The 8,886-nt window shown below is 72.1% G+C and carries 8 protein-coding genes and 1 tRNA gene; 4 read left to right on the plus strand and 5 right to left on the minus strand.

Annotated features, from left to right (window positions below):
- The 3 genes from ACRDP3_RS14045 to ACRDP3_RS14055 form a co-directional block, all read right to left on the minus strand.
- Positions 1–548: ABC transporter permease (locus ACRDP3_RS14045; protein WP_431517258.1), on the minus strand; the 548-nt coding region annotated here is incomplete at its 3' end.
- Positions 545–1,486, minus strand: coding sequence for an ABC transporter ATP-binding protein (locus tag ACRDP3_RS14050; protein ID WP_431517259.1), 942 nt, complete (start codon positions 1,484–1,486; stop codon positions 545–547). The genes ACRDP3_RS14050 and ACRDP3_RS14045, both read right to left, overlap by 4 nt.
- A gap of 54 nt (positions 1,487–1,540) precedes the next feature.
- The gene (locus ACRDP3_RS14055) at positions 1,541–2,056 is read right to left on the minus strand and encodes a YceI family protein (protein WP_431517260.1); all 516 of its coding nucleotides are present in this window, start codon (positions 2,054–2,056) and stop codon (positions 1,541–1,543) included.
- Between the two features lie 166 nt (positions 2,057–2,222).
- Here ACRDP3_RS14055 and ACRDP3_RS14060 point away from each other — a divergent pair, with 166 nt between their 5' ends.
- Together ACRDP3_RS14060 and ACRDP3_RS14065 are read left to right on the plus strand one after the other, a co-directional pair.
- Positions 2,223–3,470, plus strand: coding sequence for a sensor histidine kinase (locus tag ACRDP3_RS14060; RefSeq protein WP_431517261.1), 1,248 nt, complete (start codon positions 2,223–2,225; stop codon positions 3,468–3,470).
- Entirely contained in the window at positions 3,467–4,114 is a 648-nt protein-coding gene (locus tag ACRDP3_RS14065) for a response regulator (protein ID WP_431517262.1), read from the plus strand. The genes ACRDP3_RS14060 and ACRDP3_RS14065 overlap by 4 nt, the downstream gene beginning before the upstream one ends.
- Positions 4,115–4,202: 88 nt before the next feature.
- On the opposite strand, the gene ACRDP3_RS14070 is transcribed toward ACRDP3_RS14065, so the two are convergent.
- Together ACRDP3_RS14070 and ACRDP3_RS14075 are read right to left on the minus strand one after the other, a co-directional pair.
- Complete coding sequence (locus ACRDP3_RS14070; protein ID WP_431517263.1) at positions 4,203–4,706, minus strand: cold-shock protein; 504 nt, start codon at positions 4,704–4,706, stop codon at positions 4,203–4,205.
- A 557-nt stretch (positions 4,707–5,263) separates the two neighbouring features.
- Positions 5,264–5,336 (minus strand) — tRNA-Arg (locus ACRDP3_RS14075).
- Positions 5,337–5,686: 350 nt separating this feature from the next.
- On the opposite strand from ACRDP3_RS14075, the gene ACRDP3_RS14080 reads away from it, so the two are divergent.
- Together ACRDP3_RS14080 and ACRDP3_RS14085 are read left to right on the plus strand one after the other, a co-directional pair.
- On the plus strand, positions 5,687–7,414 hold the full coding sequence (locus tag ACRDP3_RS14080) for a dynamin family protein (RefSeq protein ID WP_431517265.1): 1,728 nt from the start codon (positions 5,687–5,689) through the stop codon (positions 7,412–7,414).
- 5 nt (positions 7,415–7,419) lie between these two features.
- Positions 7,420–8,886, plus strand: a 1,467-nt coding sequence (locus ACRDP3_RS14085) for a GTPase (protein ID WP_431517264.1), incomplete at its 3' end; no start/stop codon positions are given.

An 8,886-nucleotide genomic window follows, 5' to 3' on the forward strand; every position in this document is an offset into this window, starting at 1 on the left:
ACCGCGGGCGCCGCTTCGGCATTGCGGATCAGGGAGGCCACGCCGACGCCCAAGGCGCAGAAGCCGGCTGCACCGAGCACCAGCACGACGGTGATCGCGGGCCACTGAGCGGGCCCGGGCAGCGGCACGCCGAAGAGGTTGCCGATCCCGACGATGATCAGGACGTCCACGATGCTCACCATGACGCAGTGGGCCAGCAGGCCGACGAAGTACATCCAGGTCGGCAGCGGGGTCGCCCGCACCCGCTTGAGTATCCCGTCCTGCCGCCGGGACGAGAGCACGATGGCCAACTGGCTGTAACAGGCGCCCAGCACGGACAGTCCGGCGATCGTGGACACGTAGTACTCGAGGGCCGTCAGCCCCTGGTAGAACGGGCTGGCGGGGATGTCGTGGAACAGCGCGCCGAAGATCGTGATGATCACGACCGGGAAGATGAAGGTGAAGAAGGCGCTCTGCGGGTTGCGCCAGAAGGTCAGCTGCTCGTAGCGGATCTGGTGCGCCAGCAGCACGACGTCACGACTCCGGGAGGGAGGGTCGGCGAAGCTCACCGGGCGCTCCTCTCCGTCGTTGGTTCCGGTGCGTTCTGACTGGTCAGGCGGAGGTAGACGTCCTCCAGACTCGGCCGGTCGACGGAGAGCCCGTTGAGCACCGTGCCGCGCCGCAGCGCCCAGTCCGTCAGTTGATGCAGCGTTTTGGTCGGTTCCCCGGTCTCCACGGTGACCGCGCCCGGCAACGTGCCGTCCGGCACGGCGGCGACCGGCAGATCGGCGGCCGTGCAGCCCGCCGGCAGGGCGAAGCGGATTCGCGCCCGGACGGTGTCGCGCCCGCCGAGGGTCGAGGGCGTACCCGCGGACACGATCTCGCCGCCGGAGATCACCGCCACCCGGTCGGCCAGCTCCTGGGCCTCTTCCATGTAGTGGGTGGTGAGCAGGATGGTGGTGCCGGTGTCACGCAGGTTGCGCACCAGCTGCCACGCACCGCGGCGCGCGTTCGGGTCGAACCCGGTCGTCGGTTCGTCGAGGAAGAGCAGACTCGGATCGCCGATCATGCCCAGCGCCAGGTCCAGGCGCCTCTTCTGGCCGCCGGACAGCGTCCTGACCTTCCGCCGCTCCAGCCCGCCGAGGTCGACCAGCGCGATCACCTCGTCGACGTCGCGCGGCGCCCGGTAGTAGCCCGCGTTGCGTGCGATCGTCTCGCGGACCGTCAGATAGGGCTCGACCGCGATGTCCTGGAGCACCAGCCCGATGCGCTCGCGCAGCTCCCGCTCCCGGGAACGGTCGCCGGGATCGAAGCCGAGCACGTCGACCTGCCCGGCGTCACGCCTGCGGAATCCCTCGAGGATCTCCAGCGACGTGGACTTGCCGGCGCCGTTCGGCCCGAGCAGCGCGAAGATCTCCCCGTGCTCGACGGTGAAGCTCACTCCGCGCACGGCCTCCGTCGCGCCGTAACTCTTGCGCAGGTCCGTCACCACCACCGCGTCAGACATGTGCGGCTCCGTCGCGTACGGGCTCCGGCCGGGGTGCGGTCGCGGCCACCGTCGTCACCTGTGGACGCATGTGACCTCCAGTGACAGGTCGAGGTAGCGCCCGGCCAGCCCGCGGGCCGCGGTCACCCCGAACTCGGTCCGGTCCACGCGCGTCGTGGCGCGGACCGTGAACACTCCGGGCGAGACGTCGGCGCGGCCGATCGACAGGCTGACCGGTTTCTCGACACCGCACACGGTGAGCGTGCCGGTGACGGCCGCGGGCTCCACGCTCGTCGACACGAACGTGATGTCGGGGTGCCGCCCGGCATCGAGGAACTTCGCCGACCGTACGTCGCCGTCCCGGTGCTCCTTGCCGGTGTGGAAGCTCGCCGCGGCGATCTCCACGCGGAGGCTGGAGTCGGCGAGCGGCTCGGCCACGTCGACCGTCCCGGACCGGATCGCGAACGTGCCGCGAACCGGCATCAGTCCGAAGAGGTGTCTGCTGCTGAACGCCACCGTCGAGTTGGCGGCGTCGATCGTGTAGCGGCCCAGCCGGGGCGCATTGGTGACCTGGTCTCGTTTCGCATCCATGCCGCTATGGCACCGCGTCCGGGGTGCCGTGCGGCAGGGCACGCGGTCGGTTCCGCGAACGACGAAGGGCCGGCCGTACGGGCCGCCGTACCGACTTTCGTAGGGTCTTCCCGCCGGAGGTTCGCGCCAGGCTCCGCGCCCGCGCGGATGTCCTACCGTATGGGGCATGGCTGAAGCCCCGTGGCACCGTCGGCATCCGGTCGCCCTGGATGTGGCGATCGCGGTCGTCTTCCTGCTGCTAGACACGGGGACGACGCTGGCGGGTGCGACATGGTGGCCGGCTCAACCCGGCCCGCTCGCCTGGGTCATGCTCGTCCTGCAGGGGCTCGCCTGCCTCTCGCTGGCGGCCCGCCGCCGGGCACCCCTGACGGTCCTCGCCGTGCTGGGCGCGTTCACGCTCGCGGTGACGCTGCTGATCTCGCCGGCCGGTGCGCTGACTCCGGCCCACACCGGGAACCTGTGGGCGCCCTTCGCGACGGTGCTGGCGGCCTACGGGCCGATCTTCTACCAGGCCCAGGGGGAGGTCAGGGGGGCCGCACCCGGCGAAGCCAGGGCGAAGCGCCGGCGGACGGCGTACCTCGCGCTCGCCGTCTTCACGGTCATCGTCGCCCGGCCCTGGGAGCCCTCGGTCATGATCATCACGATCGGAGTGCTCCGCACCGCCGTCGGGCCGCTGCTGGCCCTGTACTTCGACGCCCGCAGGCGGCTGGTGCTGGCACTGACCGAACGCGCCGAGCGGGCCGAGCGGGAGCGCCACCTGCTCGCCGAGCAGGCCCGAACCGAGGAACGCGCGCGGCTGGCCGGCGAGATGCACGACGTGGTGACCCACCGGGTGAGCCTGATGGTGCTGCAGGCCGGCGCGCTGCGGGTGACGGCGGCCGACGAGGCGACCCGGCAGGCCGCGGAGGAACTGCGCTCGGCGGGCTCCCAGGCACTGGACGAACTCCGGGACCTGGTCGGCATCCTGCGCACGGCGCCGGAGGGCGACTCCACGCCTTCGGTGGCGGGTTTCGCCGAACTGGTCGCGGAGTCCGCCGCGGTGGGGATACCGACCGAGCTGATCGAGGAAGGCGACCCGGCGCTCGCCTCGCCGGTGGTCGGACGCACGGCGTACCGCGTCGTACGGGAGGCGCTGACCAACGTGCGCAAGCACGCTCCCGGCGCGCGGGTGACCGTACGCGTCGAGTACGACGACGGAGAAGGGCAGGTGCGGCTGACGGTCCGCAACACACCGCCGACCGGCAAGCCCAGCAGCGCGCTCGCCGGTACCGGCTCGGGCCTGGGCATCGCCCACCTCCGGCAGCGCATCGAACTCGTGCCGGGCACCCTGCGCGCCGGACCCGCGCCGGACGGCGGGTTCAGCGTCGAGGCCACGCTGCCCGCGTACGTTCCTACCGCGGAACCGGCGGTGTGACGGTGGTCCGGGTGGTGGTCGTGGACGACGAGCAGATGGTGTGCGTGTTCCTGCGTACGATCCTCGGATCCGCCGAGGACATCGAGGTCGTCGGTGAGGCGCACGACGGGGCGGCAGGCATCGAGACGGTCGCGCGCTGCCGGCCCGACGTCGTGCTCATGGACCTGCGGATGCCGGGCGTGGACGGGCTCACGGCGATCGAGCGGATCAGTGAATTCGCCGATCCGCCGCCCATCGTGGTGCTGACGACCTTCGACGCCGACCAGTACGTGATGCGTGCGCTGCGGGCCGGCGCGGCGGGGTTCCTGGTCAAGTCCACGCCGCCGGAGGACATGATCGGGCTCGTGCGGGTGGCGGCCGAGGGGCACACGGTGCTCTCGGCCGCCGCCGCCCGCCGGCTGGTCGCGGAATCGACCGGAAGCCAGCCGGCCCGCGACCGCGCACGGAAGCTCATCAAGGCGCTGACGGAGCGCGAGGCCGAGGTGCTGGCCGGCATCGGTGACGGGCTGTCGAACGCGCAGATCGCGGCCCGGCTGTACCTCTCGGAGGCCACGGTCAAGGGCTACGTGTCGCGGATGCTGGACAAGCTGGGGTGCGAGAACCGCACCCAGGCCGGCCTGATCGCGCGCGACGCGAACCCCTAGCCGGGCAGCTGCGGTGGTGTGGGGGCCTGACGCCGGCCCTGACGCCCGCCTCTGACGAGCGAGTCCGCCCCCACGATCCCCTCCCGCGTCAGTCGACCCATCCGTGCTCGGACGCGAACTCCACCAGTGCCCCGCGGATCTCGAGCACCTGCTTCACCGTCAGGTCCGGACCGCTCGCCAGCAGCATCTCGGTCGCCAGCCGGGTGAACTCGCTCTGCGTGAAGACCGCGCAGGTCTCGTCGGTGAGCCCGTGGCCGGTGCCGTGGGCCGGCTGTGCGGTGGCGTTCGGGGTCCTGGCCGCGGCCCGCGAGCCGTCCAGCGCGCCGCTCGGCAACGGGCCGCCGGTGGTCCTGTCCGCGGCGGGCGCATTGCCGGCGGTCGGCTGCGTCCCGTCGAGCACCCGGACGTCGAAGGCCTTCAGGCCACGCCCGCCGTCCAGGACGCCGAACTCGACCCGGGTGCCGCAGGCGACGGACGCCGACCGGCCGCTCAACTCATTGGCGTGGACGAAGACGTCGTCACCGCCGTCGTCCGGTGCGATGAAGCCGTATCCCTTGACCTCGTCGAACCGCACCACGATTCCCTGTTCCATTTTCCGTCCCCTCAACCGACCCGAAACCAGCCGCGTTCACCAACGTCATGTCGCCCTGCCGACAGCGCGTCAGGAGCGTATCCACCACTCGGGGCAGGCAACAACCAGGATGCGTGGCAGGTCATGTAGCTGGTGGGTGATCAGGTTGTGGTGCCGATCGACTCCGCTGCCGCCGCAGGCGCATACCCCGCCAGAACGCGACGATGGCCAAGATCATGAGAACCGCGCCTACGAGCCAGGGGGAAACCCGGTAGCCATGACGTCCCACCCGCAGAAGCCACGTGATTGCCCACCCGCCCAGGGAAAAGGCCATCGCGAAGTGCAGGAACGGCGTCGGTCCCGGGTGCCTCAACCATTCGCTCAAGCGCTCCATGGACGACATTTACCCCTTCGTCCTGGTAGTAGTCGGTGAGTGACCGAGGGCCCAGGGGCCTCGTCTGCTCGGTCTGCTTGGGCCGCAGGTAGAGGGGGATGGAAGCCTCCCTCATCAGCAACACTCGGCCGGCACCGACTCCCTCAGCGGAGCTGCTCGACGCGCTCCCCGGGGCGGGCAGAAGTGCCCCCGGCAGGACTCGAACCTGCGGCCAAGCGCTTAGAAGGCGCCTGCTCTATCCACTGAGCTACGGGGGCCGGTCTCGGTCGCGGAGGGGTGGGCTTGCCTCCGGGTGACCGTGGCGCGGTCAAGGATAGGGGTCCCCGTGGCTGGCACTGGCTGCTTCACGTCCGCGACACCATGTGGAGGTTCAGTGAAGCGGTCCCGATAATCGCAGGAGGGTGCGATTCGTGCAGCGGTTTTGGCGGTGCGCCGCGCGGGTGTTGCGCAGTCGTTATGGGTGTGAGTGCCTGGGGAGCGGTCGTCTTGTGGGCTACATGGGGTGAATGAGCCTATTCCCACCCGAAAGCCATTGTTTTCGTCACGCAGTGCCGTGGATACGCTTCAAAAAGTGAGCAAATTTGGGCATTCTGCGCATGTGGCGATCTTGGACGTACGGCCTGAACTGCTCGACGCACTGACCGCGCTGCGCGACAGTGTCGCCGCCGCACGGTTTCCGTTGCCGCTGCCCGGTGCGGAACGTGCCCATCGCTCGCGGGACGAACTGCTCGCCCAGCTGGACGACTACCTCATGCCGCGGCTGCACGCTCCCGATGCGCCGCTTCTCGCCGTGGTCGGGGGCTCGACGGGCGCCGGCAAGTCGACCCTCGTCAACTCACTCGTGGGCCGCAGGGTCAGCGACGCGGGGGTGCTGCGCCCGACGACACGTACGCCCGTACTGGTGTGCCATCCGGACGACCAGCGCTGGTTCTCGGGGGAGCGGGTGCTGCCGCGGCTCGGGCGGGTGTGGATGCCGCGGCAGGACGCGCCTCCCGGCGACTTCCCCGGAGAGGCGGAGCGGGGCACCGCCGATGAGCTGACCGGTGCGGACGAGGCGACGGAAGAGGGCGGGAGGCGGGCGCTGCGGATCGAGACCGACGCCGCGCTGCCGCCCGGGCTCGCGCTCCTCGACGCCCCCGACATCGACTCCCTCGTCGCCCGCAACCGGGACCTGGCCGCCGAACTGCTCTGTGCCGCCGACATCTGGGTGCTGGTGACGACCGCGGCACGCTACGGGGACGCGGTGCCCTGGCATCTGCTGCGTACGGCGAGGGAGTACAACGTCACGCTCGTCACCGTGCTGGACCGGGTGCCGCATCAGATCGCCTCGGAGGTGGCCCGGCAGTACGGGTCGCTGCTGGACCGTGAAGGGCTGGCGGACGTACCGCGCTTCACCGTCCCCGAGCTGCCCGAGTCGGCCGGCCGTTCAGGGCTGCTGCCGGCCACGGCGGTGGCCGGGCTGCGGAACTGGCTGACGCAGCGGGCTCTGGACCCGACGGCGCGTGCCGTGGCCGGGAGCCGTACGGCGGTGGGCGCGCTCAGCTCGCTCCGCTCCCGGGTGGCCGCGCTCGCGAGCGCGTCCGCGGCTCAGCACGCTGCCGCACTGCGGCTCATCGGCCACGTCGAGGAAGCGTACGAGGAGGCTCACGGACGCGTGCGGCGGCACATCGCGGTCGGTGAACTCCTGGCCGGCGACGCCGCCGCGCGCTGGCGCGGATTCCCGGTCGACAGCCGCGGCGACGAACTCCTCGACGCCTTCGAGGAAGGACTGACCACGCTGCTCGCCTCCGGCGTCGCCGCCGCGGACGAGCGCATCGCGGAGGCGTGGCGGCGCGAGCCCGCGATCCTGGGCGACGGGATCGCGGCGATCGCGGCCGGAGAGGACGGGCAGGGCGTCGCCGACGGGTACGGGCGGATGGGTCTGCTCGTACGGCGCTGGCGGCGCTGCCTGGAGGAGCTGACCGAGGAGGAGGCGCGCGACGTGGAGTACGGCTCCGTGGGCGACGCCGAGGAGGCCGCTGGCCTGCTGGCGGCGGCGCTGCTGGGCGGGGGGCAGGCGGCCGGCGCGTACCGGACCCTGACCGGCGTGCTCGGCGAACGGGCCGCCCGGCGGCTGCGGGAGTGCGGCATCCGGCTGCTGGCCACCTACGTCGAGCGGGCGCTCTACGGGGAACGTGACCGCCGGCTCGCGCCCCTGGACGCCCTGGAAGCCGGTCCGGATCCGCAGGTCGGCCTGATCGCCGCCTTCTCGGTGCTGCGCAAGGCGGAAGCGGAGGCCGGGCTGGAGCCCGGGCCGGGGGTGCAGGAGTTGTCGCAGTCGAAGACGGAGAGGTGACCGCAGTGTCCACAGCGGATGTACGGATCGAGGACCCGTCCGGTGAGGGGCAGGTCGCGTCGCAGGAACCGGTTCAGGAGTCGTTTCCGGAGCCTGGTCAGGAGCCGGGGACCAGGGAGGAGCCGGCCGACGACGCGGCCGGGGAGGCCGAGACCGCTGCGGCTGTGGAGGACGACGCCGACACGGAGGATGAAGAGAGCGGCGAGGGCGACGAGGGCGACGAGCGAGGCGAGGGCGGCGCGTGGGACGACGGCCTGATCGCACGGCGGGCACGCGGGACCGTGCTCCCCGGGGTGCGGCTGGGCCGGCCCAGACCGGGAACCGGCGCCGAGTGGTCCGAGGCTCCCGCTTCCGCGCCGGCGGTGCGCGAGGTCACGCGTGCGGCGGACGCTGACGAGGGGCCCGACGCCCTCGAGGTGCGTACCGCCTCCGAACGGCCGTGGACGGGGCGGCATCTGCCCGGGCTGCTCTCGCCCGGGGCGGACGGGAGCGAAGGGCTCGGTGACGACGGCGTACTGCGCCGGCGGCTCGTCGCGCTGTGGAAACTGATCGACCTGTCCAGCACCCGGCTTCCGGGCCACATCCTCGCCGACGCCGGGCGGGTGCTGGACGCGGCGGGTGCGCGTGGGGGACTGCCCCGCGCCTACACGACGGTGGCGATCGCGGGAGCCACGGGAAGCGGGAAATCCTCGCTCTTCAACGCCCTCGCCGGTACCCGGCTGTCGGACTCGGGCATGCGCAGGCCGACCACCGCCACACCGGTCGCGTGCACCTGGGAGGCGGCACGGGCGGGCGCGGCCGACGGACTCCTCGACCGGCTCGGCATCGCTCCGTCGGCCCGGCGGCTGATGCGCGCCGAACCGCACGGCGCGGGCGACGGGCTGGCAGGCCTGGTGCTGATCGACCTGCCCGACCACGATTCGGTCGCGGCGGGCCACCGTGAACAGGTGGACCGGCTGCTGCGTCTGGTCGACGCGGTCGTGTGGGTGGTCGACCCCGAGAAGTACGCCGACGCGCTGCTGCACGAGCGGTATCTGCGGCCGCTGGCCCGGTATGCCGAGGTGACGTTCGTCGTACTCAACCAGACCGACCGGCTGCCGGGCGAGGCGACGGACGCGGTGCTCGACGACCTGCGGCGGCTGCTGGACGAGGACGGCATGGCGCTCGGCGAGCACGGTGAGCCCGGAGCGCGGGTGCTGGCGACCTCGGCACTCGTCGGGGAGGGGATCGACGAACTCCGTGCCGAGCTGGGTGCCTTCGTGGCGGATCGCGGCGCCGCCGCGCTGCGGCTGGGCGCCGACCTGGACGGTGCGGTGGAGCGGCTGCGGCCGGTGTACGCGGAGCCGGGACCCGGAACGGCCGCGGCCGCTCCGACGGGTCTCACGGACGAGGTACGGGAGGTCTTCGCGGACCTGCTCGCCTGCGCCGCCGGCGCGGTCGCCGCCGGGCAGGCGGCCGAGCGGGCGTGGCTG

It is taken from the genome of Streptomyces sp. (assembly GCF_050698815.1).
Taxonomy (GTDB): domain Bacteria; phylum Actinomycetota; class Actinomycetes; order Streptomycetales; family Streptomycetaceae; genus Streptomyces.